This window comes from Cupriavidus pauculus, assembly GCF_002858765.1.
In the GTDB taxonomy this organism is placed as follows: domain Bacteria; phylum Pseudomonadota; class Gammaproteobacteria; order Burkholderiales; family Burkholderiaceae; genus Cupriavidus; species Cupriavidus pauculus_B.
The window spans coordinates 257,724-282,973 of record NZ_PJRP01000009.1; the positions used below are offsets into that span (position 1 = coordinate 257,724).

Below are 25,250 nucleotides of genomic sequence, written 5' to 3' on the forward strand. Positions count from 1 at the left end.
CCATTTATGGTTTTTAGTAGCAGAAATTAACCCGATCCCAACAAATGGCTGGCTGGCGGGCGACGAAACGGACAGGCTTCTTGCCTGCCCTGCTGCGCGCCCATGTCGCTGCCATGCATCTCCGATGCACGGTAACGATGACCCCGTGGCCAAGCGCATGCCGGCTGTATTGTGACGCAAGCCCGCGAAAAAAAGCGTTCCGGATGCGACAACGCCGCGCTGAGGCGCGGCGTTGCTTGGAAAGCGGCAGATTCTGTTGCCTCCCTGCAACGAAAGCAGCGAGGCAATCCGGGGGTCAACCCTCGATCAGAATGCGCAGCATACGCCGCAGCGGTTCGGCGGCGCCCCACAGCAGCTGGTCGCCCACCGTGAAGGCCGACAGGTACTCGCCACCCATCTGCATCTTGCGCAGACGGCCGACCGGAATCGTCAGCGTGCCCGTCACCGCTGCCGGCGTCAGGTCCTTCATGCTGGCTTCGCGCGTGTTCGGCACGACCTTGGCCCACTGGTTGTTGGCCGCCAGCATGCCTTCGATCTCATCCAGCGGCACATCCTTCCGCAGCTTGATAGTGAGTGCTTGCGAGTGGCAGCGCATCGCGCCGATCCGCACGCACAGGCCGTCCACGGCGATCGGGCTGGCACCGGTGGCGCCAACGAAGCCTTCGCCGCGACCCAGGATCTTGTTGGTCTCGGCGCCGCCCTTCCACTCTTCCTTGGAAACGCCGTTACCCAGGTCCTTGTCGATCCAGGGAATCAGGTTGCCGGCCAGCGGCACGCCAAACTGCTTGGTTTCGTCAGCCGACAGGCCGTGCTGGGTCGCCAGGATCTGGCGGTCGATTTCCAGGATGGCCGATGCCGGGTTGTCCAGCAGCGGCTTGACTGCGGCGTTCAGCGTGCCGAACTGCGTCAGCAGCTCGCGCATGTGCTGGGCACCGCCGCCCGACGCGGCCTGGTACGTCATCGAGGTCATCCACTCGATCAGGTCGTGCTGGAACAGGCCACCCAGGCCCATCATCATGCAGCTGACCGTGCAGTTGCCGCCGATGAAGTTCTTCACGCCCTTGGACAGCGCGTCCTTGATCACACCGAGGTTCACCGGATCCAGAACGATGATGGCGTCGTCCTTCATGCGCAGCGACGACGCGGCGTCGATCCAGTAGCCGTTCCAGCCGGCAGCACGCAGGCGCGGGAACACATCGTTCGTGTAGTCGCCGCCCTGGGCGGTGAGCACGACGTCGCACTTCTTCAGTGCGTCGATGTCGTTCGCATCTTTCAGCGTGGTTTCGTTCTTGGCCATGGCCGGGGCCTTACCGCCGGCATTGGACGTGCTGAAGAAAACGGGCTCGATATGGTCGAAATCACCCTCTTCCTGCATGCGTTGCATCAGGACGCTGCCGACCATTCCTCGCCAACCGACGAGACCTACAATCATGACTTACCTCGGATGTGATGTGAACTTCCCCGCCATTTTCCTCGCCCGGCGTGGCTGCGCGGGGAAGACGGGCAGGCACGACGAACGATCTAGGGGATCGTTTTAGTAATGGTTTTAATCGTCGTTGCGGTCAGGCCGAGCGAATCCGCGCCGATCGCGCCACCGATAGCGGTGGGAGCGGTGCGAGCAGCGGAAGCAGTCAGAAGGGACTGGTGGAATCGGGCCATGACGGGAGAGTCTACACGAATTTGCGGCGCCGCCGCAGGGGAAATTCGGGTGTTTTAGTGCTTGCGAGAGGCGTTCTCCCCTCTCCGGCGTGCGGGAGTGGGGGCGGTGGAGAGGGAATTGAGCAGCAAATTGCGAATTCGCATCTTGAGTCGCCTGCCCTCTCCCCCAGCCCCTCTCACGCCTTGCGGAAGAGGGGCGCAAACCAGCGGGAGCAACAGGTGCGAGTCGCTTACAGCGCCGCCAGCACGGCGTCGCCCATTTCCTTCGTGCCAACCTGCTTGCAGCCCGGCGTCAGGATGTCGCCAGTGCGGTAGCCCTGGGCCAGCACCTTCTTGACGGCGGTCTCGATGCGATCGGCCTGCTCGGCGCGGTTCAGCGAGTAGCGCAGCATCATCGCGGCGGACAGGATCGTAGCCAGCGGATTGGCCACGCCCTTGCCGGCGATATCGGGGGCCGAACCGTGCGACGGTTCGTACAGACCCTTGTTGTTGGCATCGAGCGACGCCGACGGCAGCATGCCGATCGAGCCCGTCAGCATGGCGGCCTCGTCCGACAGGATGTCGCCGAACATGTTGCCGGTGACGATCACGTCGAAGCTCTTCGGGGCCTTGATCAGCTGCATCGCGGCGTTGTCCACGTACATGTGCGACAACTCGACGTCCGGATATTCCTTGCTGACATCGATCACGATGTCCTTCCAGAACTGGAACGTCTCCAGCACGTTGGCCTTGTCCACGCTGCACAGCTTCTTGCCGCGCTTGGCAGCGGCCTGGAAGGCCACGTGGGCGATGCGGCGGATTTCCGGCTCGCTGTAGCGCATCGTGTCGAAGCCCTCGCGGGCGCCCTTGAACAGGCCGTCCGGCGCCTCGCGCACACCGCGCGGCTGGCCGAAGTAGATGTCGCCGTTCAGTTCGCGCACGATCAGGATGTCCAGGCCGGCCACCAGCTCGGGCTTCAGGCTCGATGCGCCGGTCAGTTCCGGATAGCAGATCGCCGGGCGGAAATTGGCAAACAGCTGCAGGTGCTTGCGCAGGCCCAGGATGGCCTGCTCCGGGCGCAGCGGGCGTTCCAGGCTGTCGTACTTCCAGTCGCCCACGGCGCCAAACAGGATGGCGTCGGCCGCCTGAGCCAGCTTCAGCGTGTTCTCCGGCAGCGGGTGGCCCTCGGCCTCGTAGCCGGCGCCGCCCACCGGGGCGGTTTCCATTTCAAACTTCTCGTCAAGGGCGTTCAGCACCTTGACGGCTTCGGCAATGATCTCGGGACCGATGCCGTCGCCCGGCAGGACTGCAATCTTCATGTGTCTTCCTATATAGGTGTGATCCGGTCGGTCTGGCTCAGCCAACCACGCGGTTGCCCAGCCACGGCATCTTCGTCAGACGCTCGGCTTCGTAGGACTTGATCTTGTCCTTCTGGCGCAGCGTCAGGCCGATGTCGTCGAAGCCGTTCAGCATGCAGTACTTGCGGAACGGGGCGATATCGAACGAATAACTGTCGCCACCCGGCGTGACCACGACCTGGCGGTCCAGGTCGATCGTCAGCTGGTAGCCCGGAAACGCCATCGTCTCGTTGAACAGATGGTCGACCTGCAGATCGGTCAGCGCCACCGGCAGCAGGCCGTTCTTGTAGCAGTTGTTGAAGAAGATATCGGCAAAGCTCGGCGCGATCACCGCGCGGAAGCCGTATTGCGTGAGCGCCCACGGTGCGTGCTCGCGCGAGCTGCCGCAGCCGAAGTTGTTGCGCGCCAGCAGGATCGATGCGCCCTGGTAGCGCGGCTGGTTCAGCACGAAATCCGGGTTCAGCGGACGCTTGCTGTTGTCCTGGCCCGGCTGGCCCACGTCCTTGTAGCGCCATTCGTCGAACAGGTTCGGGCCAAAGCCCGTGCGCTTGATCGACTTCAGGAACTGCTTCGGGATGATCGCGTCGGTATCGACGTTTTCGCGATCGAGCGGCGCCGCGAGGCCGCTGTGTACGGTGAACTTGTCCATGATGTGTCCTTACTTCCGGGCGGCGTTCTCGAGCGCCTGCCCGGCAGCCTGCGTGTCCTTGCCAAAGCCGGCAATCGTGTTGCAGCCAGCCAGTTGCAGCATGCCCAGGCATGCCAGCAGTGTGATCACGATCTTTTTCATGTTCTCTCTATTCGAAAGTCGTGGTTGACCATTTGACCCGTCGCGGCCGTTCAGCCGAGCTTGCGGATGTCGACGAAATGCCCTTCGATCGCAGCCGCCGCGGCCATGGCCGGGCTGACCAGGTGCGTGCGGCCACCGGCGCCCTGCCGGCCTTCAAAGTTGCGGTTCGACGTGGACGCGCAGCGCTCGCCCGGCTCCAGGCGGTCGGCGTTCATCGCCAGGCACATCGAGCAGCCCGGTTCGCGCCACTCGAAGCCGGCGGCCTTGAAGACCTTGTCCAGCCCTTCGCGCTCGGCCTGTTCCTTGACCAGCCCCGAACCCGGCACCACCATCGCCAGCTTCACGTTGGACGCCACCTTGCGGCCCAGCTTCTGCACCACCCATGCGGCGGCGCGCATGTCCTCGATGCGGCTGTTGGTGCACGAACCGATAAACACCTTGTCGATGTTGATCGACTCCATCGGCGTGTTCGGCTGCAGGTTCATGTACTCCAGCGCGCGCTCCATGGCGTTGCGCTTGTTCGAGTCCTTTTCCTTCTCGGGGTCCGGCACGCGGTCTTCGATGCTGACGACCATCTCGGGCGACGTACCCCAGGTAACCTGCGGACGGATGTCCTCGGCGCGCAGCTCCACCACCTTGTCGAAGTGGGCGCCAGCGTCCGAATGCAGCGTGCGCCAGTAGGCCACGGCCTGGTCCCATTCCACGCCCTGCGGCGCGAACGGGCGGTTCTTCACGTATTCGAGCGTGATGTCGTCCACGGCCACCAGGCCGGCGCGCGCACCGGCTTCGATGGCCATGTTGCAGACCGTCATGCGGCCTTCCATGGTCAGGTCGCGGATGGCCGAGCCGGCGAATTCCATCGTGTAGCCCGTGCCGCCGGCCGTGCCAATCTTGCCGATGATAGCCAGCACGATGTCCTTGGCGGTGCAGCCGCGCGGCATCTTGCCTTCCACCTGGATCAGCATGTTCCTGGCCTTCTTGCCCAGCAGCGTCTGGGTGGCCAGCACGTGTTCCACTTCCGACGTGCCGATGCCGTGCGCCAGCGCGCCGAACGCGCCGTGCGTGCTGGTGTGCGAGTCGCCGCAGACCACGGTCATGCCGGGCAGCGTGGCGCCTTGCTCGGGCCCGATTACGTGGACGATGCCCTGGCGGTGGTCGTTCATCTTGAACTGCGTGATGCCGAAGGCGTCGCAGTTGGCATCCAGCGTATCGACCTGCAGCTTCGAGATCGGGTCGGCGATGCCCTGGGTGCGGTCGGTGGTCGGCACGTTGTGGTCCGACACGGCCAGGTTCGCGCTAATGCGCCATACCGGACGCTCCGCCAGCTTCAGGCCTTCAAAAGCCTGCGGGCTGGTCACTTCATGCAGCAGATGACGGTCGATGTAGAGCAGCGTCGTGCCGTCTTCCTCGACGTGGACGGTGTGGTCATCCCAGAGTTTGTCGTAGAGCGTCTTGGCCATGATGCGGGGGGGGGCAGACCGTCCGTCCGTATCCGGGGGATGCGAACGGCGCGAATCCGCACGTTGTTTGCAGGGGAATGTGTTTTCCGGATGCCTTCGCGGGCAAGCAGGCTATTTTGCTGCTTTTCCGGCGCAGCCGGTGATTGCTTGACATCGCAATCGATTATGCCATGTGGCTCCGCCGCCGAAGGGCAGGCCGGACCGCCCGGGCGGCGGTCATTGGCGAAAGGGGGATTTCGTGGATGGCGAAGGCGACGGCGCCTTGAAAACGCCGTCGCCCGCCCTGGCAGCCTCAGCCGCCCGGCTTAACCACCCAGATACGCCGCGCGGATGCGGTCGTTGGCCAGCAGGTTGGCGCCGGTATCGGCCAGCACCACCTTGCCGGTTTCCAGCACGTAGCCGCGGTCGGCCACCTGCAGCGCCTTGTTGGCGTTCTGCTCCACCAGGAAGACCGTGACGCCCTCTTCGCGGATCGCGCGGATGATGTCGAAGATCTGCGCGATGATCAGCGGCGCCAGGCCCAGCGTGGGCTCGTCCAGCAGCAGCAGGCGGGGCTTGCTCATCAGCGCGCGGCCGATGGCCAGCATCTGCTGCTCGCCGCCCGACATCGTGCCCGCCCGCTGGTTCGCGCGCTGGTTCAGGCGCGGGAACAGCTTGAACACGTGCTCGATGCCGGCTTCGATCTCATGACGGCTGGCAAAAAAACCACCCATCTTGAGGTTCTCCAGCACGGTCAGACTCGGAAACACGCGCCGGCCTTCTGGCGAAATTGCCATGCCCATGCGCATGATCTCGTGCGTGTTGCGGCGGCTGATGTCCTGTCCCTCGAACGTCACGCGTCCGCTGGAGGCGCGCGGCGTGCCGCACACGGTCATCATCAGCGTGGTCTTGCCGGCGCCGTTGCTGCCGATCAGGGTGACGATCTCGCCCTTGTTGACTTCGATCGATACGCCCGACAGCGCCTCGACAGCGCCGTAATGGGTATGGACGTTTTCCAGCTTCAGCATCAGTCCTCTCCCAGGTAGGCCTTGATCACGCGCGGGTCGTTGCGCACCTCGTCAGGCTTGCCGATCATGATCGGCTTGCCGTGTTCCATCACCAGGATGCGGTCCGACACACCCATCACCAGGCTCATGTCGTGCTCGATCAGCAGCACCGAGATGTTGAATTCACGGCGCAGCTTGTCGATCAGTTGCTGCAGCTCGATCTTTTCCTGCGGGTTCAGGCCCGCCGCCGGTTCGTCCAGCATCAGCAGGCGCGGCTTGGTGATCATGCAACGCGCAATCTCCAGCCGGCGCTGGTGGCCGTACGACAGCGTGCCCGCCTCGCGGTTGGCCACGCTGGTCAGGCCCATGCGCTCCAGCCATTCGGCAGCACGCTCCAGCGCCTCGCGCTCGGCGCGACGGAATGCCGGCGTGGCCAGCAGGCCGCGCAGCAGCCCGGCCTTCACCTGCCGGTGCTGTGCAACCATCAGGTTTTCCACGACGGTCAGCTGCTTGAACAGGCGGATGTTCTGGAACGTGCGCACCAGCCCGTGGCGCGCCACCACGTGGCTGGGCTTGCGCGCGATGGAATGGCCGTCCAGCGTCACCTCTCCCGCGGTGGGCTTGTAGAAGCCGCCCACGCAGTTGAACACGGTGGTCTTGCCGGCGCCGTTCGGGCCGATGATGGCAAACACCTCGTCGCGACGCACCTCGAACTCGATGCCGTCCACGGCCAGCAGACCGCCGAAGCGCATCTGCAGGCCCGATACTTTCAGCATTTCAGTGCTCATCGCGGCAGCTCCACATGGGGACGGCTAGCAGGCAGCAGGCCCTGCGGACGCCACATCATCATCAACACCATCACCAGACCGAAGATCAGCATGCGGTATTCGGCAAAGTCGCGCGCCACTTCCGGCAGGATCGTCAGCAGGATCGCGGCCAGGATCACGCCCAGTTGCGAACCCATGCCGCCCAGCACCACCACGGCCAGGATCAGCGCCGACTCGATGAACGTGAACGATTCCGGATTGACCAGGCCCTGGCGCGCGGCGAAGAATGCGCCGGCCAGGCCGGCGAACGACGCGCCCAGCGTGAAGGCCGACAGCTTGATGCGCGTGGGGTTCAGGCCCAGCGAGCGGCAGGCGATCTCGTCCTCGCGCAGCGCTTCCCACGCACGCCCCATCGGCATGCGGATCAGGCGGCTCGTGACGAACAGCGTGAAGCCCACCAGCAGCAACGCCAGCAGGTACAGCCAGATCACCATGTGCTGGCCGGCATACGGAATGCCGATCAGGTCATGGAACGTCTGCGCCCCTTCCACGCTGGCACTGCGTGCCATTTCGATGCCGAACACGGTCGGCTTCGGAATGCCCGACACGCCGTCCGGACCACCGGTCAGGCTGGTCAGGTTGTTCAGCAGCAGGCGGATGATTTCACCAAAGCCCAGCGTCACGATGGCCAGGTAGTCGCCGCGCAGCCGCAGCACCGGAAAGCCCAGGACGAAGCCGAACGTGGCCGCCAGGCCGGCCGACAGCGGCAGGCATTCCCAGAACGTCAGGCCGAAATACTGGTTCAGCAGCGCATAGGTATAGCCACCCACGGCGTAGAAGCCCACGTAGCCCAGGTCGAGCAGGCCGGCGTAGCCCACCACGATATTGAGGCCCAGGCCCAGGATCACGTAGATCAGCGCCAGCGTGGCCACGTCCACCGCGCCGCGCGAGCCGAAGAACGGGAACACCACGCCCACCGCCAGCAGCACCCAGATGGCCGACCGCTGCTGCTTCGCCCCCATCGCGGGCACCGACGGCAGCTTGACGGCGCTGCGCGCGCGCAGCAGGAACGGCTTGCACAGCTGGAACAGGAAGACCAGCCCCACGGCGATCCACACCGGACGCCAGTGCGGCTCCAGCACCACCTTGTAGCCGTCGAGCTTGAGTTGCAGGCCCAGAATCGGAATGGTCAGAATGGCCGTCAGTACGGCGGCGGTCACGGCATTCTTCAGCGTGTCCGAGACCGACGTTTGCGGGACGGACGTCCGCGAAATCGAAGTCGCTTGTGTCATGTCGCCCTCCCCTCAGACCTTTTCCACATCGGGCTTGCCAAGCAGGCCCGTGGGACGGAACAGCAGCACCAGCACCAGCAGGCCGAATGCCACCACGTCCTTGTACTCGGACGGCATGTAGCCCGACGCGAACGTTTCGGCCAGGCCCAGCAGCACACCGCCGAGCATCGCGCCCGGAATGCTGCCGATGCCGCCCAGCACCGCGGCCGTAAAGGCCTTGATGCCGGCGATGAAGCCGATAAAGGGATTGAGCTTGCCGATCGTCAACCCGATCAGCACGCCGCCCACGGCGGCCAGCATGGCGCCGAGCACGAACGTGAACGAGATGACGCGGTTCGTATCGATGCCCAGCAGGTTGGCCATGCGCATGTCTTCGGCGCAGGCGCGGCAGGCGCGGCCCATGCGCGAATGGCCGATGAACAGCGTCAGCGCGATCATCAGCACCAGCGTCACGCCGACGATCAGCAGGCGCGAATACGGCACGGTCACCGTGAAGTCGCCGCCCATCTGGAATTCGATGGCGCCAGAGATCAGGATCGGCACCGACACGTCACGCGCGCCCTGCCCGATCTGAACGTAGTTCTGCAGGAAGATGGACATGCCGATAGCCGAGATCAGCGGCACCAGGCGCGGCCCGCCACGCAGGGGGCGATAGGCCACGCGCTCCACGGCAAAGCCGTAGACGCCGGTGACCACAACGGCAACGAGGAGCGCCGCACCCAGCACCAGCGGCAGCGGATAGCCAGCTTGCGCGCCAATGGCGGTCAGCGTCACCAGACCCACGTAGGCGCCGATCATGTAGATCTCGCCGTGGGCAAAGTTGATCATGCCGATGATGCCGTAGACCATCGTGTAGCCGATGGCGATCAATGCATAGATCGCACCCAGCGTCAGGCCGTTGACCAGCTGCTGGGTGAACTGTGGAAGGAATTCGTTCATGCGGGGGACCTTGTGGATCGGATGAGTCCGATGCGCGATGCCGACCGCCCTTATGTGGCGGCTAACCGACATCGAACCGATACCAAAACGCCCCGCAGGCCGGTTGGCCGCGGGGCGTTTCGCCAGGATGGCGCCGGGTTTAGTTTGCGGCGGTCTTCGTGGCGTCCTTGTGCCACGTGTAGACGACGAACTTGAACGACTTCAAGTCGCCCTTGGCGTCGTATTCGACCTTGCCGATCGGCGTGGTGAACGCGTTCTTGTGCATGTAAGCGGCCACCTTGGTCGGATCGGTGCTCTTGGCACCGGCGATGGCGTCGCCGATGATCTTGACGGCTGCGTAGGCAGGCATCTGGAACGGACCGTTGGCATCACGCTTCTTGTCGGCAAAGGCCTTCACCAGCGCGGCGTTGGCCGGGTCGGCCGAGAAGTCGGCCGGCAGCGTCACGAGCATGCCTTCCGAAGCCGGGCCGGCAATCGCCGTCACGTCCTTGTTGCCCACGCCTTCGGGGCCCATGAACGTGGCCTTCACGCCCTGCTCGCGCGCCTGGCGCAGCAGCAGGCCCATTTCCGGGTGGTAGCCGCCGAAGTACACGAAGTCCACGCCCTGCGACTTCAGCTTGGTGATCACGGCCGAGTAGTCGGAATCGCCGGCGTTGATGCCTTCAAACACCGCCACGGGGATCTTGGCTGCTTCTAGGTCCTTCTTCACCGAGGTGGCGATGCCCTGGCCGTACGACTGCTTGTCGTGCAGCACGGCAACCTTCTTCGGCTTGACCTTGTTGATGATGTACTGGGCGGCGGCCGGGCCTTGCTGGTCGTCGCGGCCGATCGTGCGGAAGATGAAATTGCGCTTCTTCGTCTCGGTCAGCTGCGGCGCGGTGGCCGACGGCGTAACCATCACGATGCCTTCGTTTTCGTAGATGTCCGAGGCCGGAATCGTCGAACCCGAGCACACGTGACCGATCACGTAGTGGATACCCTGGCTGACGATCTTGTTGGCCACGGCCACGGCCTGCTTCGGTTCGCAGGCATCATCCATCAGCACGGCCTCGAACTTGTTGCCGTTGGCACCACCCGCCGCATTGATCTGTTCGATCGCGGTCAGGGCACCGGCCTTGACCATGTCGCCGTACTGGGCAACCGAGCCGCTCATGGGGCCGGCAATGGCGATCTTGACGGTTTCGGCGTTGGCCGAGGTGAAGGCAGCGAGACCGGCAGTGGCAAGCACGGCGGCCATGGCAGTGGACGTGAGACGGGACAGCGTCATCAGGAGCTCCTCGATTATGTATGGGTCATTCCGGGCAGAGTCGGCATGACTGGCGCAATCGAACAACACCCGCGAGGAAGAAGCGCCGCCTGACGTGGCGAACGTACGGCCCATAAGCGGAAACCGGGCCTGCGATGAAGACAATGAAGCGAATGCGGGGCCCGGCATGTGTCGGCGCACGCACATCTCAGGGATGTCGCGGACGCCGTAAGTTCGGAAAGACAACGTTGATGCGTTCTCTATTGCGCAAGCGCTTCGCCTGCCCCGCTTCTCCAACACGGCTGGCCGGAAGGGTGGCCCGGCTGCCGGTCGGCAAAGCAGCCCGCATTATAGGGGGAAAGTTGCACCCTGATGAAGTGATGTTGTTCGGGTTTGGGGAAAATCTGACAACTAATGCAGCCCGTTGCAACCATGCCAAGGCAGGAATCGTCGTCAAAATCGTGTTTCACAACAATTGTGCATAGCCACATTTGTGGCGTATGCCATGCTTTGCGCCACCTTGCGCAACCGCCCCTGTACCTGAATCGCATGGGGCAAAAAAAACGCCCCGGCAGGCCGGGGCGTTTTCATGCAGCACGGGACGCGGCTTAGCGCTTGGCCATGTCCGGCACGGTGCGGGCGGCGTTGCCGTTGAACAGCTGACGCGGACGGCCGATCTTGTATTCCGGATCGGTGATCATCTCTTCCCACTGCGAAATCCAGCCCGGCGTACGTGCCAGGGCGAAGATGCAGGTGAACAGCGAGGTCGGGATGCCCAGCGCGCGCTGCACGATACCCGAGTAGAAGTCCACGTTCGGGTACAGCTTGCGGCTCACGAAGTATTCGTCTTCCAGCGCGATCTTTTCCAGTTCCATGGCCAGCTTGAACAGCGGGTCGTTGTGCAGGCCCAGTTCGTTCAGCACTTCATGGCAGGTTTCGCGCATCAGCTTGGCGCGCGGATCGTAGTTCTTGTACACGCGGTGGCCAAAGCCCATCAGGCGCACGCCCGAGTTCTTGTCCTTGACCTGCTTGATGAACTCGCCGATGTGGTCGACGCTGCCGATTTCTTCCAGCATCTTCAGCGCGGCTTCGTTCGCGCCGCCGTGGGCCGGACCCCACAGGCAGGCCACGCCGGCGGCGATGGCTGCGAACGGGTTCGTGCCCGACGAACCGGCCAGGCGCACGGTCGACGTCGACGCGTTCTGCTCGTGGTCGGCGTGCAGGATGAAGATACGGTCCAGCGCGCGTTCCAGCACCGGGTTCACGGTGTACGGTGCGCACGGCGTACCGAACATCATGCGCATGAAGTTGCCCGAATAGGACAGGTCGTTCTGCGGATAGACGTACGGCTGGCCGATGTTGTACTTGTACGCCATGGCGACCAGGGTCGGCATCTTGGCGATCAGGCGGATGGCCGAGATCTCGCGCTGGTGCGGATCATCGATGTCCATCGCGTCGTGGTAGAACGCGCTCATCGCACCCACCAGGCCCGTCAGCACGGCCATCGGGTGTGCGTCGCGGCGGAAGCCGCGCAGGAAGAATTGCAGTTGCTCGTGAACCATCGTGTGGTTCATCACCGAGTTCACGAACTCTTCCTTCTGCTTGGCGTTGGGCAGCTCGCCCTTCAGCAGCAGGTAGCAGGTTTCGAGGTGATCGCACTTCTCGGCGAGTTGCTCGATCGGGTAGCCGCGGTACAGCAGCTCGCCCTTGTCACCATCGATGTAGGTGATCTTCGAGTTGCACGAAGCGGTCGACATGAACCCCGGGTCATAGGTGAACTTGCCGGTTTGACCGTACAGCTTGCGAATGTCGATCACATCCGGGCCAACGGTGCCCTTGTAGATCGGCAGCTCAACGCTGGGGGAACCATCGGAAAACGATAGCGTGGCTTTCACATCGGACGGCGTCATGTCGGTTCCTTCAAATACTGTGAATAATAGTGTTGACCAAACTCAGACCGAACGCAGCAGGCTGAGTACCCGTTGCATCGGGGGCGTGTCGAGCTCACCGTCAAGCTCCTTGCGGACAAGCAGCAGGTCCATCAACTCGTTGTCGCTGAGCTCGAACAGCTCGCCCAGCGATGCCACGTCCTCATCGGACAGGCTCTCCTCGTAACGGTTGAAGAAACGTTCGACGATGATGTCGTTCTCCAGGAGGCCGCGGCGGGCGCGCCAACGAAGACGGGCACGTTTGTGCGGGTCGGCCTGATGGGAGAAAGTGGTGGAATGACTCATGGTCAGCCTTCTTTGACCGGCGCCCAGCCCGATTTGATACCGCATCGGGCTGACGCGCCGCTTACATCAACTTGCATCACTGCAGACTGCCTGTCTGCACCGCGAACGGCGGGGGCGCAGAAGGCAGTTTATACCGGGCAATTAAACAGCGCGGCGAACCATCAGTTCCTTGATCTTGCCAATCGCCTTCGTCGGATTGAGGCCCTTCGGGCACACGTCGACGCAGTTCATGATGCTATGGCAACGGAACAGTCGGTACGGGTCGTTCAGGTTGTCCAGACGCTCGCTGGTGGCCTGGTCGCGGCTGTCCGCGATGAAGCGGTAGGCTTGCAGCAGGCCGGCCGGGCCAACGAACTTGTCCGGGTTCCACCAGAACGACGGGCACGACGTGGAGCAGCTGGCGCAGAGAATGCACTCGTACAGGCCGTCCAGCTCGTCACGCTCCTGCGGCGACTGCAGACGCTCCTTCTCGGGCGGCGGCTCGTCGTTGATCAGGAACGGCTTGATCGAGTTGTACTGCTTGAAGAAGTTCGTCATGTCGACGATCAGGTCGCGCACCACCGGCAGACCGGGCAGCGGACGCAGCACGATGCGGTCCGGCAGCTCGCGCATGTTCGTCAGGCAGGCCAGGCCGTTCTTGCCGTTGATGTTCATCGCGTCCGAGCCGCACACGCCTTCACGGCACGAGCGACGGAACGAGATGGTTTCGTCCAGCTTCTTCAGCTTGACCAGTGCGTCCAGCAGCATGCGCTCGTGACCGTCGAGTTCAACCTCGTAGGTCTGCATGCGGGGTGCGGCGTCCTTGTCCGGATCGTAGCGGTAGACTTCGAAAATACGCTTCATTTCTGTGGGTCCTGTTTTCTCTACGAGGCGGGATCAGAAGGTACGGGCCTTCGGCGGAACCGATTCCACCGTCAGCGGCTGCATCTTCACCGGCTTGTAGTCGAGACGGTTGCCTTCGCTGTAGAACAGCGAGTGCTTGAGCCAGTTGTCGTCGTCGCGGTTCGGGAAGTCGCTGTGGGCGTGGGCGCCACGCGATTCCTTGCGGGCCGCGGCCGAGATCATCGTGGCCTTGGCCACTTCCACCAGGTTGGCCACTTCCAGGGCTTCCACCAGTGCGGTGTTGAAGACCTTGGACTTGTCCTTCAGGTGGATGCTGTTGGCACGCTCAGCCACTTCGAGGATGCGCTCCACGCCTTCGTCCATCAGCTTCTGCGTACGGAACACGCCGGCATGCGACTGCATGTTGCGGCGGATGTCGTTGGCCACGTCCTGGGTGTATTCGCCCGAGGTCGTTGCCTGCAGCTTGGCCAGACGGGCCATGGCGCGGTCGGCGGCGTCGGCCGGCAGCGGCTTGTGTTCCTTCTGCTTGCTGGCGTTGGCAGCGATGTGGTTGCCGGCGGCACGGCCGAACACCACCAGATCCAGCAGCGAGTTGGTACCCAGGCGGTTGGCGCCGTGCACCGACACGCAAGAGCACTCACCGATCGCGTAGAAGCCATTGACCACTTCGTTCGGGTTGCCGTTCTTCGGCACCACGACCTGACCGTGGAAGTTCGTCGGAATGCCACCCATCTGGTAGTGGATGGTCGGCACGACCGGGATCGGTTCCTTGATCGCGTCGACGTTGGCGAACTTCATGCCAATTTCGCGGATCGACGGCAGGCGCTTCATGATGGTCTCGGCACCGACGTGAGTCAGGTCGAGCAGCACGTAGTCGCCGTTCGGGCCGCAACCACGGCCTTCCTTGATTTCCTGGTCCATCGAGCGCGACACGAAGTCACGCGGCGCCAGATCCTTCAGCGTCGGGGCATAGCGCTCCATGAAGCGCTCGCCATCCTTGTTACGCAGGATGCCGCCCTCGCCACGCACGCCTTCCGTGATCAGCACGCCCGCGCCGGCCACGCCGGTCGGGTGGAACTGCCAGAACTCCATGTCTTCCAGCGGGATGCCGGCACGCGCCGCCATGCCCAGACCATCACCGGTGTTGATGAAGGCGTTGGTGGAAGCCGCGTAGATCCGGCCGGCACCGCCGGTCGCGAACAGCGTGGTCTTGGCTTCGAGGATATAGACTTCGCCGGTTTCCATTTCCAGCGCGGTCACGCCCAGCACGTCGCCTTCTTCGTCGCGAATCAGGTCGAGTGCCATCCACTCGACGAAGAAATGCGTCTTGGCGCGCACATTGCGCTGGTACAGCGTGTGCAGCAGCGCGTGGCCGGTACGGTCAGCGGCGGCGCAAGCACGTTGCACCGGCTTTTCGCCGTAGTTGGCGGTGTGGCCACCGAACGGACGCTGGTAGATCGTGCCATCGGCGTTACGGTCGAACGGCATGCCGAAGTGTTCGAGCTCGTACACGACCTTCGGGGCTTCACGGCACATGAACTCGATGGCGTCCTGGTCACCCAGCCAGTCCGAGCCCTTGATGGTGTCGTAGAAGTGGTAGTGCCAGTTGTCCTCGCTCATGTTGCCAAGCGAGGCACCGATACCGCCCTGCGCCGCCACGGTGTGCGAGCGGGTCGGGAAAACCTTCGACAGCACGGCCACGCTCAGGCCGGCTTCCGCGAGCTGGAGGGATGCGCGCATCCCGGCGCCGCCCGCCCCGACGATGACCACGTCAAATTTGCGACGCGGCAATCCAGTCTTGACTGCGACCATTTATTACACCCTCCAGAGAATCTGAGCAGCGTAGCCCGCACAACCGACGAGCCACAGAATCGTAAGAACTTGCAGCACGAGGCGCACGGCCATCGGCTTCACATAGTCCATCCAGATGTCACGAATGCCGATCCAGGCATGGAACAGCAGCGACAGGATGGTCAGGAACGTCAGGAGCTTCATCCATTGGTTGGCGAAGAGACCCGACCAGCCTTCGTAAGAAGGATTGCCGAAGGCGAGATACACCACGGCGAGCACCACGGTGAACACCACCATGATGACTGCGGTAACGCGTTGCGCGAGCCAGTCTTTCAGACCGTAGTGCGCACCGACGACAAGACGCTTGGGACCGATATTGTTATTTGCCACGTGACTCTCCTCAGAACAGGCCGAAAAGCTTCAGCCCGAAAACCAGGGTGAGCAGCAGGCTGACGACCAGCACAGCCTTGGCCGACGTGGCCGAGGCGGGCTTCGAGACGCCGACGTGAACGTCCAGCAGCAGGAAGCGGATACCGGCGCAGAAGTGATGCAGGTAACCCCAGATCAGCGCCAGGATCACCAGTTTGACGAAGCCGTTGGACAGCAGGGCCGAGAACTTGGCGAAGCTCAGTTCGGAGGTGACGCTCTGCTCGAACAGGTACAGAACGAAAGGGAGGAGGAGGAACATCATGGCACCGCTTACGCGATGCAGGATGGATACCTTGCCGGCCCAGGGCAACCGGTAGCGCGAGATTTGCGCGATACCGATGTTCCGGAACTCCGGCCTGGCTTGTTTGGCGGCTTCAGCCATGCGAGACCCCATTTGCGATGAAAAGAAAACTGCAAAAGAACGACACTGCCATTACCCCCGATTGCATTGGCGCCGCACAGCGGTTACCGTGAATGCACCAGATTGCATCAAGCGTGTGGGTCCGCTGGATGCAAATGGATGCAGGGGAGCAAATCGACGTGATTTTAGCGCCTTTGTTGCGCGCCGCACCAATAATTTTCGACTATCACGCACCAGCGCGGCGTGCCCGACAATCGCACGCGACAATGCGCGCACCACTCCAGACACGAATTGTCCGACCATTGCATTCACGAATGACAATGGTCGGCGCATGTCCCATATACGCATGACAATAGTCAGCGTAGTGGACAGACTTTCCATGGTCATGACACTTCAGCTCAGGTCGTTCTGATAATAGTGGCGCGTCGTGACATACAGCCCACGGCGAACTTCCACCGGGCGGTCACCGTAGGTAAACGACACACGCTCTACCGAAAGCAGCGGGGACCCGGGTGCCACGGACAACAGCTCGGCAGCTGTGTTATCGGCAGCAACCGCCCGAATCTTTTCCGTGGCGCGAATCATCCGCGTGCCGAACTCGGCCTCGAAGAGCGCATACATCGGACCCTTCCACTCATTGAGCTTCTCGGCCGTCAGGCCCTTGAAGTTGGTACCCAGCAGCCAGATTTCGTCCAGCACCGTGGCTTCATTGGAAAATGTCAGCACGCGGCGGATCTGCACGACGCTGTCGCCGGTGCGGATATCGAGCAGTCGGGCGATTTCGGCCGGGGCCCGCAGCCGCTTGCATTCGAGCACGCGGCTGGCGCCGTAATGGGGTTCACCCTCGTCGGGTACCAGGCGGAGGAAGCGGAACTTGACCACATCCTCGTGATGGGTCGTCACAAACGTGCCCTTGCCCTGGCGGCGTGCCACCAGGTTGTCCGCGGCGAGTTCGTCGATGGCCTTGCGCACCGTGCCCTGGCTGACCTTGTAGCGCGCGGCCAGATCCATTTCGCTCGGGATCATCTCGCCGGGCTTCCACTCGCCGGTCTGCAGGCTCTGCATGATCAGGGCCTTGATCTGCTGGTAGAGTGGGCTGAACGTGGGGGACGGGGCTGCGGCCGCAGCATTGGCCGACGCGGGCGCGGACGACTGCGCCCCGGCACCGCTCTGTGGGACGCCAGATTCCGGCGCGCCATTGGCGGCGGCGGCGAGCGGGGACGTGGGCAGGGAAGACATAGCCCGGATTCAACCACAAAAGCGAGAATCGCGTCCAGCGCACTATGAAATGTCTTATGTCTTATATAAGACATATGAATTGACATCAATGAGGGCTCACCCTACACTCGCGCAGGTCCGCGCTGCCGCCTCTGCCAGGTCTCTTCCGGGCTACCTGCCCACCTTTTGAAGCCTTACGGATGCGGCGCACCACACAGCAGTAGTAGACTTACGCCTTGTCGCCCTCGACGCCTGCCCACGGCCCGCGCGCTCCTCGTCGCGGCCCCACGGCAGACCGCGGGCTCCCGGCGGATGCCCGCCTGCCCCGTGGCGACACGCGAACCAGCTCCCGGTGATGCGCCGGCCCGCTCCATACCCTGGATGGCCAGTTGCCACCGACCGGTTACCCCCTCTTTTCGTTTGGAGACTTACTCATGGCTAAAGCCCCAATGCGCGTCGCAGTCACCGGCGCCGCTGGCCAGATCGGCTATTCCCTGCTGTTCCGCATCGCCAACGGCGACATGCTCGGCAAAGACCAGCCGGTCATCCTCCAACTGCTCGACCTCCCGCAAGCCCAGGCCGCCGTCAAGGGCGTGGTGATGGAACTGGAAGACTGCGCGTTCCCGCTGCTGGCCGGCGTGGTCATCACCGACGACCCCAAGGTTGCCTTCAAGGACGCCGACGTCGCCCTGCTGGTGGGTGCCCGTCCGCGTAGCAAGGGCATGGAGCGCAAGGACCTGCTCGAAGCCAACGCCCAGATCTTCACGGTGCAGGGCAAGGCCCTGGACGAAGTCGCCAGCCGCGACGTCAAGGTGCTGGTGGTCGGCAACCCGGCCAACACCAACGCCTACATCGCCATGAAGTCGGCGCCGAACCTGAAGCGCGAGAACTTCACGGCCATGCTGCGTCTGGACCACAACCGTGCCCTGTCGCAAATCGCCGCCAAGACCGGCAAGCCGGTGTCGTCGATCGAGAAGATGTTCGTCTGGGGCAACCACAGCCCGACGATGTACGCCGACTACCGTTACGCCACCGTCGACGGCAAGAGCGTCAAGGACATGATCAACGATCCGGTGTGGAACAACGACGTGTTCCTGCCGACCGTCGGCAAGCGCGGCGCCGCCATCATCGAAGCGCGCGGCCTGTCGTCGGCTGCTTCGGCCGCCAACGCCGCCATCGACCACGTGCACGACTGGGTGCTGGGCTCGAACGGCAAGGTCGTCACGATGGGCATCCCGTCGAACGGCGAATACGGCATTCCGAAGGACGTCATGTTCGGCTACCCGGTGACCACGGCCAACGGCAAGTACGAAATCGTGCAAGGCCTGGAAGTCGACGCCTACAGCCAGGAAAAGATCAACATCACGCTCAAGGAACTGGAAGAAGAGCGTGCCGGCGTGCAACACCTGCTGGGCTGATCTTCGCTAGAGCTTCCCGCTCATGAAACCGGGGTCCGCATCGATCTGAAAGTCGGCGCGGACCCCGGTTTTTCATTTGGGCAGCCGTTTTGTCTTCACAATAACCCCCCGCTCCATACGTATATCAACGTGCATCCATCCGAGGTCTTGTTCCAGGGCGAAGCCATTCCGGTGCAACTGCCGGTCTGTGACCACTATGCGGGCAGCGAAAAGCTCATGCGCAAATCGCTTGCCCTGCAGCAAGCACTTGGGCCCGTGTTCGACATTACGTTCGACTGCGAGGACGGCGCCGCCGTCGGGCTGGAGCGCGAGCATGCCCAGCTCTGCGCGCAGCTGATCAACAGCGCCGACAACCAGCACAACCGCGTGGGCGTGCGGATCCACGACCCGGCGCACCCAAGCTGGCGCGACGACGTGGATGTCCTGGTGTCCGCCGCCGGCGCCCGCCTAGCTTACGTGGTGGCGCCGAAGGTCACCGATGTGGTCGAAGTGGCACGCGTGACCGACCACGTGAACCAGGTGGCCCGCGCGGCCGGCATCGCCCGCCACATCCCGATTCATGTGCTTATTGAGACACATTCAGCACTCGAACAGGTATTCGACATCGCGTCGCTGGTGCAGGTGGAATGCCTCAGTTTCGGGCTAATGGATTTTGTGTCCGCCCACCACGGCGCCATTCCGGGCGACGCCATGCGGTCGCCGGAGCAGTTCGAGCATCCGCTGATTCGCCGCGCCATGCTGGAGATCTCCGCCGCCTGCCATCGCCATGGCAAGGTGCCGTCGCACAACGTCAGCACCGACGTGCAGCAGCCGGAGCGCGCCGGCGACGACGCGCTGCGCGCCCGCGCCGAATTCGGCTACCTGCGCAAGTGGAGCATCCATCCGGGCCAGATCGAGCCGATCGTGGCCGCATTCCGGCCAAGCGACGGCGAGATCGGCGCGGCCAGCCAGATCTTGCTGGCCGCCCATGAAAACAACTGGGCCCCGATCCGCCACGAGGGGCAATTGCATGACCGCGCCAGCTACCGCTATTACTGGTCGCTGTTGCAGCGGGCCCACGCCACGGGCACGCGGCTGCCACCGCCCGTGAGCGATTTGTTCTTTGATTGAGCGTGCAACACCCCGCGATCACACGCGAAAACTGCTCATTTTTGCCAGCAAGTGGCCGATGACAAACCATCCGCGCGCGATTGTGTAACCAATATCCGACGGGCTTCGCCCAGTCAGACAAATCGTAGAGAATAGCGGCGGAAAGTTGCCGGGACGCCCCGTGACACTTGCGGAACGCCCCCCGGACTGTTCACCACAACGAGCCTCTTGACTACCCAAGCAATCCGGAAGGAACCCACATGAAACAACTCGTGCTGGCAGCCTGCATTGGCGCCCTGACCCTGACCACCGGCGCCGCGATGGCCCAGGAACCCGCCAAGAAGCCGGCTGCCACCAAGAAGGCGCCCGCCAAGAAGTCGAACGCAAAGACGGCCGCCGCCGCGCCTGCAGCCGTGCAGCCCACGGGCGAAAAGTGGCAGTGCGAACTGGGCCACGCCATCTGGATCAACGGCAACATGCAGCGCGACGAAGTGATCACCGTGCATTGGGACGGCCGCAACTACCGCCTGCCGCGCCAGAGCACCGTCACCGGCGCCGACCGCTACTTCGACCAGGCCTCGGGTCTGGATCTGGTCGTGATCCCGAGCAAGGCCATGCTGTTCAACAAGAACCTAGGCCAGCGCCTGGCTGACGAATGCCAGAACGCCGACATGCAAGCCGGTGGTTCGGCCCCGACGCAAGCCGGCGCGCTGCGCGCCCCGGTGTCCACGCCGCTGCTGATGGCCCCGGCCCAACCGGCCGCCCAGCCGGCTGACGCCGCCCAGCCTGCTGCACAAGCCGCGCCGAAGCAGTAAAGTCTCACCTTGCCTTACCCCGCGCGATGCCGCATCGGCGTCGCGCGGGCACCAGCTGCACCGAATCGTTGTAACGGTCCGCGTCCGGGTCCTTGCCGGCCGCGCCGCATGCATGGCGGCGGAACCCTTTCGCGCACCGGGGTCTGAAGAAAAAGCATCCACAAGCAGAGTCCCGCGTCATCCCTCGATTGGAGTCAGGCAATGCCCCACAATCTCAATAACACCCTCAAGGAATTCAAACTCGCCACGGGCGGCTCCGGCCAGTATTACTCGTTGCCCCAACTGGGCAAGATGCTGGGCGTGAAGATCGAGCGTCTGCCGGTCTCCATCCGTCTGGTGCTGGAATCGGTGCTGCGCAACTGCGACGGCAAGAAGGTCACCGAAGAACACGTCAGGCAGCTCGCCAACTGGAAGCCCACCGCCGACCGCGTGGACGAGATTCCGTTCGTGGTGGCGCGCGTGGTGCTGCAGGACTTCACCGGTGTGCCGCTGCTGGCCGACCTGGCCGCCATGCGCAACGTGGCCGAGAAGATGGGCAAGAACCCCAAGAAGATCGAGCCGCTGGTGCCGGTGGACCTCGTGGTCGACCACTCGGTGCAGATCGACCACTTCCGCGAGAAGAAGGCGCTGGACCTGAACATGCAGCTGGAATTCCAGCGCAACAACGAGCGCTACCAGTTCATGAAGTGGGGCATGCAGGCGTTCGACACGTTCGGCGTGGTGCAGCCGGGCTTCGGCATCGTCCACCAGGTGAACCTGGAATACCTGGCGCGCGGCGTCCACAACAAGGACGGCGTCTACTATCCGGACACGCTCGTCGGAACCGACTCCCACACCACGATGATCAATGGCATCGGCGTGGTGGGCTGGGGCGTGGGCGGCATCGAGGCCGAAGCCGGCATGCTGGGCCAGCCCGTCTACTTCCTGACCCCCGACGTGGTGGGTGTGGAACTGAAGGGCCGCCTGCGCGAAGGCGTGACCGCCACCGACCTGGTGCTGACGATCACCGAAATGCTGCGCCGCGAGAAAGTCGTGGGCAAGTTCGTCGAGTTCTTCGGCGAAGGCACGGCCAGCCTGTCCACGCCGGACCGCGCCACCATCGGCAACATGGCTCCGGAATACGGCGCCACGATGGGCTTCTTCCCGGTGGACGAAAAGACGATCGAGTACTTCCGTGGCACGGCTCGTACCGACGAGGAAATCGCCGCGTTCGAGGGCTACTTCCGCGCCCAGGAAATGTTCGGCGTGCCGCGCGCCGGCGAGATCGACTACACCAAGACCCTGACGCTGGACCTGGGCACCGTGGCACCGTCGCTGGCCGGCCCGAAGCGTCCGCAGGACCGCATCGAGATTGGCCATGTGAAGAGCACGTTCGCGTCGCTGTTCTCCAAGCCCGTGGCCGAAAACGGCTTCAACAAGGACGCCGCCGACCTGGGCCGCGAATTTGTCAACGCCGACGGCGTCAAGGTCAAGAGTGGCGATGTGCTGATCGCGGCCATCACGTCGTGCACGAACACGTCGAATCCGAGCGTGCTGCTGGCCGCCGGCCTGCTGGCCAAGAAGGCGGTGGAAGCCGGCCTGAACGTGGCGCCGCACATCAAGACGTCGCTGGCCCCCGGCAGCCGCGTGGTAACCGAATACCTGACCGCCACCGGTCTCCTGCCCTACCTCGAAAAGCTGGGCTTCGGCGTGACCGCCTATGGCTGCACGACGTGTATCGGCAACGCGGGCGACCTGACGCCGGCCCTGAACGAGACCATCGTCCAGAACGACATCGTGGCCGCGGCCGTGCTGTCGGGCAACCGCAACTTTGAAGCCCGTATCCACCCGAACATCCGCGCCAACTTCCTGGCCTCGCCGCCGCTGGTGGTGGCCTACGCCATCGCCGGCACGGTTACGCGCGACCTGATGACCGAGCCGGTCGGCAAGGGCCGCGACGGCCGCGACATCTGGCTGGGCGACATCTGGCCGACGTCGGAAGAAATCCACGCGCTGCTGAAGTACGCGATGGACGCCAAGACGTTCAAGGGCAACTACGAGCAGGTGAAGAAGCCGAGCAAGCTCTGGGCGAACATCCAGGGCACCAAGGGTCAGGTGTACGACTGGCCCACGTCGACGTACATTGCCGAGCCGCCGTTCTTCCAGGACTTCACGCTCGAGCCGAGCAACGAGACCGTGACGATCCGTGGCGCCCGCGCACTGGGCGTTTTTGGCGATTCGGTGACGACCGACCACATCTCGCCGGCCGGCTCGATCAAGGACACGTCACCGGCGGGCAAGTACCTGCTGTCGCACGGCGTGCTCAAGGCCGACTTCAACAGCTACGGTTCGCGCCGCGGCAACCATGAGGTGATGATGCGCGGCACGTTTGCCAATGTGCGCATCAAGAATCTGATGATCCCGCCGAAGACCGACGGATCGCGCGTGGAAGGCGGCATTACGCTGCACCAGCCGACCGGCGACGAGATGTCGATCTACGACGCCGCGATGAAGTACATCGCCGAAGGCACGGCCACCGTGGTGTTCGGCGGCGAGGAATACGGCACCGGCTCGTCGCGCGACTGGGCGGCCAAGGGCACCCAGTTGCTGGGCGTGAAGGCCGTGATCGCACGCAGCTTCGAGCGGATCCACCGTTCCAACCTGGTGGGCATGGGCGTGTTGCCGCTGCAGTTCAAGGGCAGCGACAGCGTGCAGTCGCTGGGCATCATCGGCAACGAGACCTTCGACGTGGAAGGCATCGAGGGCGAACTGAAGCCGCAGCAGGATGTGGTGCTGGTGATCCACCGCGCCAACGGCGACACGCAGCGCGTGCCGGTGCTGCTGCGCATCGATACGCCGATCGAGGTCGACTACTACAACCACGGCGGCATCCTGCCGTTTGTGCTGCGTCAACTGCTGGTGGCGTAACCGGCGCTGCCGGCGTACCGCCGGTGGCCTGAACCGCCGCTTCCGCTCACGCGGGGCGGCGGTTTTTTTTGTGCGTTGCTTGCCCACCTGCCGGGCGTCTTGCCGGGCGTCTTGCGGGTAATCCCCACCCCGGCGCGTAAGTTTTGCGCAAGGCTGCGCTGCAAGACTGGTCTGCACGCCTCGCGGCGTGACCTATACCTACAGACTCGGAGACAACAGATGGTCAAGATCCTGATCGCATTCGTCGTCATTGCCGGCGCGGCCCTGTACCTGCTGACCAAGGGCGGCGGCGACGTGTCGATGGGCGGCGAATCGCACACCACCGAATCGCACGCCCCCGCTGCGCAGAAGTAAGCGGCCCATCAAGGGTTCGCGACAACTGCAGCCGTCAACGCAGCGGGTAGAATACCGTTTTACGAAAAAACGGACGCTTTCTATCTATGGCAGGTTTTCGCCCCAAGTCTTCTACCCGACTCTCGCCCGACGCCGAGCGCCTGGTGGCCGATGCACTGGCCCTGGACGCCTCGGGCAGCCGCATGGAGGACGGATACTGGGAGCGCCGGCTGTCCCAGCGGCTCTATCGCCTGCTGAAGAACGGCAGCCAGACCGCCCTCGACGCGGCGCTCGAACACCTGTTCAAGCACAACGCCGATGCGTCCGACGTGCTGGCCGAACAGGCCGAGACGCTGGCCGAATCGGCAACGATCGAGATTGACGGCGTCAAGCATGACGCCCTGCTGATCGCCGCCCCGATCCTGGCCCACACCCGCTATGCCATTCCGTCCGGCGCGCTGAAGCCCGAACTGGCCCAGACCCTGGCGGTACACCTGCAGGCACACGTGCTGGCCACCAACACCAAGGTATCCCTGTCCCCCTACCTCTACAGCATCGACCAGCTGCCGCGCAGCCATAGCGACACGTTTGCGCTGACGCACAAGCTGGCGTCGGCCGCGATGGCGGGATCGATGCCCAAGGTGGATCTGCGCGACCTGCCCGAGACGGCCCCGATCCTGGCCGATCCGCGCTACCTGCTAGCCGTGGTGGTGGCGCCGCATGAGGGCGCGCTGTTCCGCTGGCAGGAAGACGCCAAGGAACACCACGCCGAGCGCTCGGTATGCCTGGAGCAATGGCGCAACCAGGTGCAGCCGACCGTGGCCGTGCTGCTGCCGGGCTGCGAGTTCGAGCTGCTGCTGCCCGACGCCTTCTTCCTGTCGTGCCGCGAATCGGACAAGAGCATCCGCCCGCTGACCGTGCGCGCCGCCGTGAACTACCTGTGCGGCACGCTCGACATCCCTGCCGGCCAGCTGGCCGCCGTGGTGGCGGGCTTTGGCGAGGAAGTGGTGGAGGAATACCGCGTGGGCTTCACGATGCGCGGCGAAAAGGATGTGATCTACGGCATCGTCTGGCCCGTGTACGGCCGCGAGTCCGGCGAGATCGACGCTGAGGAGAAAGGCAATCCGGTGGAGCAGATCTGCGAGGAACTGCGCAACGCCGGCGTCGAGGACATCTTCCGCCATGCCGCGCTGTTCGATCCGGAATACTGCGAGGATTGCGGCACGCCGCTCTATGCGGACCGCTCCGGCGAGATCGTCCACGCCGAACTGCCCGAGGATGCCCCGACCCAGCAGCCGCTGTTCCACTAAGGCGTCGCACACGCACCTCAACGAAA

At 63.7% G+C, this 25,250-nt stretch carries 23 protein-coding genes; 6 read left to right on the forward strand and 17 right to left on the reverse strand.

Annotation, left to right across the window (positions count from 1 at the left end; translation table 11 throughout):
• Window positions 1-295: 295 nt before the first annotated feature.
• From asd to CYJ10_RS19915, 17 genes are all read right to left on the reverse strand, one after another.
• Entirely contained in the window at window positions 296-1,432 is a 1,137-nt protein-coding gene (gene asd / locus CYJ10_RS19835; protein WP_101683161.1) for an aspartate-semialdehyde dehydrogenase, read from the reverse strand.
• Window positions 1,433-1,889: 457 nt separating this feature from the next.
• Window positions 1,890-2,957 (reverse strand): 3-isopropylmalate dehydrogenase, encoded by a 1,068-nt coding sequence (leuB, locus tag CYJ10_RS19840; protein ID WP_101683162.1) that lies wholly within the window; start codon window positions 2,955-2,957, stop codon window positions 1,890-1,892.
• Between the two features lie 37 nt (window positions 2,958-2,994).
• A complete protein-coding gene (leuD, locus tag CYJ10_RS19845; RefSeq protein WP_101683163.1) occupies window positions 2,995-3,645 on the reverse strand; it encodes a 3-isopropylmalate dehydratase small subunit in 651 nt (216 codons plus the stop codon).
• Between the two features lie 9 nt (window positions 3,646-3,654).
• Window positions 3,655-3,786 carry an entericidin A/B family lipoprotein gene (locus tag CYJ10_RS19850; RefSeq protein ID WP_066733342.1) on the reverse strand — a complete coding sequence of 44 codons (132 nt, stop codon included), beginning with the start codon at window positions 3,784-3,786 and terminating at the stop codon, window positions 3,655-3,657.
• Between the two features lie 50 nt (window positions 3,787-3,836).
• Complete coding sequence (leuC, locus tag CYJ10_RS19855) at window positions 3,837-5,246, reverse strand: 3-isopropylmalate dehydratase large subunit (RefSeq protein ID WP_101683164.1); 1,410 nt, start codon at window positions 5,244-5,246, stop codon at window positions 3,837-3,839.
• 305 nt (window positions 5,247-5,551) lie between these two features.
• Complete coding sequence (locus tag CYJ10_RS19860; protein ID WP_101683165.1) at window positions 5,552-6,253, reverse strand: ABC transporter ATP-binding protein; 702 nt, start codon at window positions 6,251-6,253, stop codon at window positions 5,552-5,554.
• Window positions 6,253-7,020: a high-affinity branched-chain amino acid ABC transporter ATP-binding protein LivG gene (gene livG / locus CYJ10_RS19865; RefSeq protein WP_101683166.1), complete on the reverse strand. Its 768-nt coding sequence runs from the start codon at window positions 7,018-7,020 to the stop codon at window positions 6,253-6,255. The genes CYJ10_RS19860 and livG overlap by 1 nt, the downstream gene beginning before the upstream one ends.
• Window positions 7,017-8,291 (reverse strand): high-affinity branched-chain amino acid ABC transporter permease LivM, encoded by a 1,275-nt coding sequence (locus CYJ10_RS19870; protein WP_101683167.1) that lies wholly within the window; start codon window positions 8,289-8,291, stop codon window positions 7,017-7,019. The genes livG and CYJ10_RS19870 overlap by 4 nt, the downstream gene beginning before the upstream one ends.
• 12 nt (window positions 8,292-8,303) lie before the next feature.
• Window positions 8,304-9,230 carry a high-affinity branched-chain amino acid ABC transporter permease LivH gene (gene livH / locus CYJ10_RS19875; protein WP_101683168.1) on the reverse strand — a complete coding sequence of 309 codons (927 nt, stop codon included), beginning with the start codon at window positions 9,228-9,230 and terminating at the stop codon, window positions 8,304-8,306.
• 139 nt (window positions 9,231-9,369) lie between these two features.
• Window positions 9,370-10,497: a branched-chain amino acid ABC transporter substrate-binding protein gene (locus CYJ10_RS19880; RefSeq protein WP_101683169.1), complete on the reverse strand. Its 1,128-nt coding sequence runs from the start codon at window positions 10,495-10,497 to the stop codon at window positions 9,370-9,372.
• A gap of 587 nt (window positions 10,498-11,084) precedes the next feature.
• A complete protein-coding gene (gltA, locus tag CYJ10_RS19885; RefSeq protein ID WP_101683170.1) occupies window positions 11,085-12,386 on the reverse strand; it encodes a citrate synthase in 1,302 nt (433 codons plus the stop codon).
• Between the two features lie 42 nt (window positions 12,387-12,428).
• On the reverse strand, window positions 12,429-12,710 hold the full coding sequence (locus CYJ10_RS19890; protein WP_082926287.1) for an FAD assembly factor SdhE: 282 nt from the start codon (window positions 12,708-12,710) through the stop codon (window positions 12,429-12,431).
• A 141-nt stretch (window positions 12,711-12,851) separates the two neighbouring features.
• On the reverse strand, window positions 12,852-13,553 hold the full coding sequence (locus CYJ10_RS19895; RefSeq protein WP_008649360.1) for a succinate dehydrogenase iron-sulfur subunit: 702 nt from the start codon (window positions 13,551-13,553) through the stop codon (window positions 12,852-12,854).
• A gap of 33 nt (window positions 13,554-13,586) precedes the next feature.
• Window positions 13,587-15,365 (reverse strand): succinate dehydrogenase flavoprotein subunit, encoded by a 1,779-nt coding sequence (gene sdhA, locus CYJ10_RS19900; protein ID WP_101683171.1) that lies wholly within the window; start codon window positions 15,363-15,365, stop codon window positions 13,587-13,589.
• 3 nt (window positions 15,366-15,368) lie between these two features.
• Entirely contained in the window at window positions 15,369-15,734 is a 366-nt protein-coding gene (sdhD, locus tag CYJ10_RS19905) for a succinate dehydrogenase, hydrophobic membrane anchor protein (protein WP_066733321.1), read from the reverse strand.
• Window positions 15,735-15,744: 10 nt separating this feature from the next.
• Complete coding sequence (gene sdhC / locus CYJ10_RS19910; protein WP_101683172.1) at window positions 15,745-16,155, reverse strand: succinate dehydrogenase, cytochrome b556 subunit; 411 nt, start codon at window positions 16,153-16,155, stop codon at window positions 15,745-15,747.
• Window positions 16,156-16,527: 372 nt separating this feature from the next.
• Window positions 16,528-17,373, reverse strand: a complete 846-nt coding sequence (locus CYJ10_RS19915; RefSeq protein WP_101683173.1) for a GntR family transcriptional regulator — start codon at window positions 17,371-17,373, stop codon at window positions 16,528-16,530.
• Between the two features lie 413 nt (window positions 17,374-17,786).
• On the opposite strand from CYJ10_RS19915, the gene CYJ10_RS19920 reads away from it, so the two are divergent.
• The 6 genes from CYJ10_RS19920 (at window position 17,787) to CYJ10_RS19940 (ending at window position 25,224) form a co-directional block, all read left to right on the forward strand.
• Window positions 17,787-18,770, forward strand: coding sequence for a malate dehydrogenase (locus CYJ10_RS19920; protein WP_101683174.1), 984 nt, complete (start codon window positions 17,787-17,789; stop codon window positions 18,768-18,770).
• A gap of 129 nt (window positions 18,771-18,899) precedes the next feature.
• Window positions 18,900-19,880 (forward strand): HpcH/HpaI aldolase/citrate lyase family protein, encoded by a 981-nt coding sequence (locus tag CYJ10_RS19925; protein ID WP_101683175.1) that lies wholly within the window; start codon window positions 18,900-18,902, stop codon window positions 19,878-19,880.
• 239 nt (window positions 19,881-20,119) lie between these two features.
• Entirely contained in the window at window positions 20,120-20,674 is a 555-nt protein-coding gene (locus CYJ10_RS19930) for a hypothetical protein (RefSeq protein ID WP_101683176.1), read from the forward strand.
• Window positions 20,675-20,875: 201 nt separating this feature from the next.
• Window positions 20,876-23,581 (forward strand): aconitate hydratase AcnA, encoded by a 2,706-nt coding sequence (acnA, locus tag CYJ10_RS19935; RefSeq protein ID WP_101683177.1) that lies wholly within the window; start codon window positions 20,876-20,878, stop codon window positions 23,579-23,581.
• A 219-nt stretch (window positions 23,582-23,800) separates the two neighbouring features.
• The gene (locus CYJ10_RS34870; RefSeq protein WP_257993429.1) at window positions 23,801-23,935 is read left to right on the forward strand and encodes a hypothetical protein; all 135 of its coding nucleotides are present in this window, start codon (window positions 23,801-23,803) and stop codon (window positions 23,933-23,935) included.
• Window positions 23,936-24,021: 86 nt separating this feature from the next.
• Window positions 24,022-25,224 (forward strand): DUF2863 family protein, encoded by a 1,203-nt coding sequence (locus tag CYJ10_RS19940; protein WP_101683178.1) that lies wholly within the window; start codon window positions 24,022-24,024, stop codon window positions 25,222-25,224.
• The last annotated feature ends 26 nt before the right edge of the window (window positions 25,225-25,250 follow it).

Bases quoted from the DNA above. Each gene is read 5' to 3' on its own strand.
- CYJ10_RS19890 (WP_082926287.1), bottom strand. From the start codon at position 12,710: ATGAGTCATTCCACCACTTTCTCCCATCAGGCCGACCCGCACAAACGT.
- CYJ10_RS34870 (WP_257993429.1), top strand. From the start codon at position 23,801: ATGGTCAAGATCCTGATCGCATTCGTCGTCATTGCCGGCGCGGCCCTG.
- CYJ10_RS19915 (WP_101683173.1), bottom strand. From the start codon at position 17,373: ATGTCTTCCCTGCCCACGTCCCCGCTCGCCGCCGCCGCCAATGGCGCG.
- sdhC (WP_101683172.1), bottom strand. From the start codon at position 16,155: ATGGCTGAAGCCGCCAAACAAGCCAGGCCGGAGTTCCGGAACATCGGT.
- CYJ10_RS19920 (WP_101683174.1), top strand. From the start codon at position 17,787: ATGGCTAAAGCCCCAATGCGCGTCGCAGTCACCGGCGCCGCTGGCCAG.
- sdhA (WP_101683171.1), bottom strand. From the start codon at position 15,365: ATGGTCGCAGTCAAGACTGGATTGCCGCGTCGCAAATTTGACGTGGTC.
- CYJ10_RS19895 (WP_008649360.1), bottom strand. From the start codon at position 13,553: ATGAAGCGTATTTTCGAAGTCTACCGCTACGATCCGGACAAGGACGCC.
- leuB (WP_101683162.1), bottom strand. From the start codon at position 2,957: ATGAAGATTGCAGTCCTGCCGGGCGACGGCATCGGTCCCGAGATCATT.
- acnA (WP_101683177.1), top strand. From the start codon at position 20,876: ATGCCCCACAATCTCAATAACACCCTCAAGGAATTCAAACTCGCCACG.
- CYJ10_RS19860 (WP_101683165.1), bottom strand. From the start codon at position 6,253: ATGCTGAAGCTGGAAAACGTCCATACCCATTACGGCGCTGTCGAGGCG.
- CYJ10_RS19850 (WP_066733342.1), bottom strand. From the start codon at position 3,786: ATGAAAAAGATCGTGATCACACTGCTGGCATGCCTGGGCATGCTGCAA.
- CYJ10_RS19870 (WP_101683167.1), bottom strand. From the start codon at position 8,291: ATGACACAAGCGACTTCGATTTCGCGGACGTCCGTCCCGCAAACGTCG.
- gltA (WP_101683170.1), bottom strand. From the start codon at position 12,386: ATGACGCCGTCCGATGTGAAAGCCACGCTATCGTTTTCCGATGGTTCC.
- CYJ10_RS19880 (WP_101683169.1), bottom strand. From the start codon at position 10,497: ATGACGCTGTCCCGTCTCACGTCCACTGCCATGGCCGCCGTGCTTGCC.
- CYJ10_RS19940 (WP_101683178.1), top strand. From the start codon at position 24,022: ATGGCAGGTTTTCGCCCCAAGTCTTCTACCCGACTCTCGCCCGACGCC.
- leuD (WP_101683163.1), bottom strand. From the start codon at position 3,645: ATGGACAAGTTCACCGTACACAGCGGCCTCGCGGCGCCGCTCGATCGC.
- CYJ10_RS19930 (WP_101683176.1), top strand. From the start codon at position 20,120: ATGAAACAACTCGTGCTGGCAGCCTGCATTGGCGCCCTGACCCTGACC.
- livG (WP_101683166.1), bottom strand. From the start codon at position 7,020: ATGAGCACTGAAATGCTGAAAGTATCGGGCCTGCAGATGCGCTTCGGC.
- asd (WP_101683161.1), bottom strand. From the start codon at position 1,432: ATGATTGTAGGTCTCGTCGGTTGGCGAGGAATGGTCGGCAGCGTCCTG.
- leuC (WP_101683164.1), bottom strand. From the start codon at position 5,246: ATGGCCAAGACGCTCTACGACAAACTCTGGGATGACCACACCGTCCAC.
- livH (WP_101683168.1), bottom strand. From the start codon at position 9,230: ATGAACGAATTCCTTCCACAGTTCACCCAGCAGCTGGTCAACGGCCTG.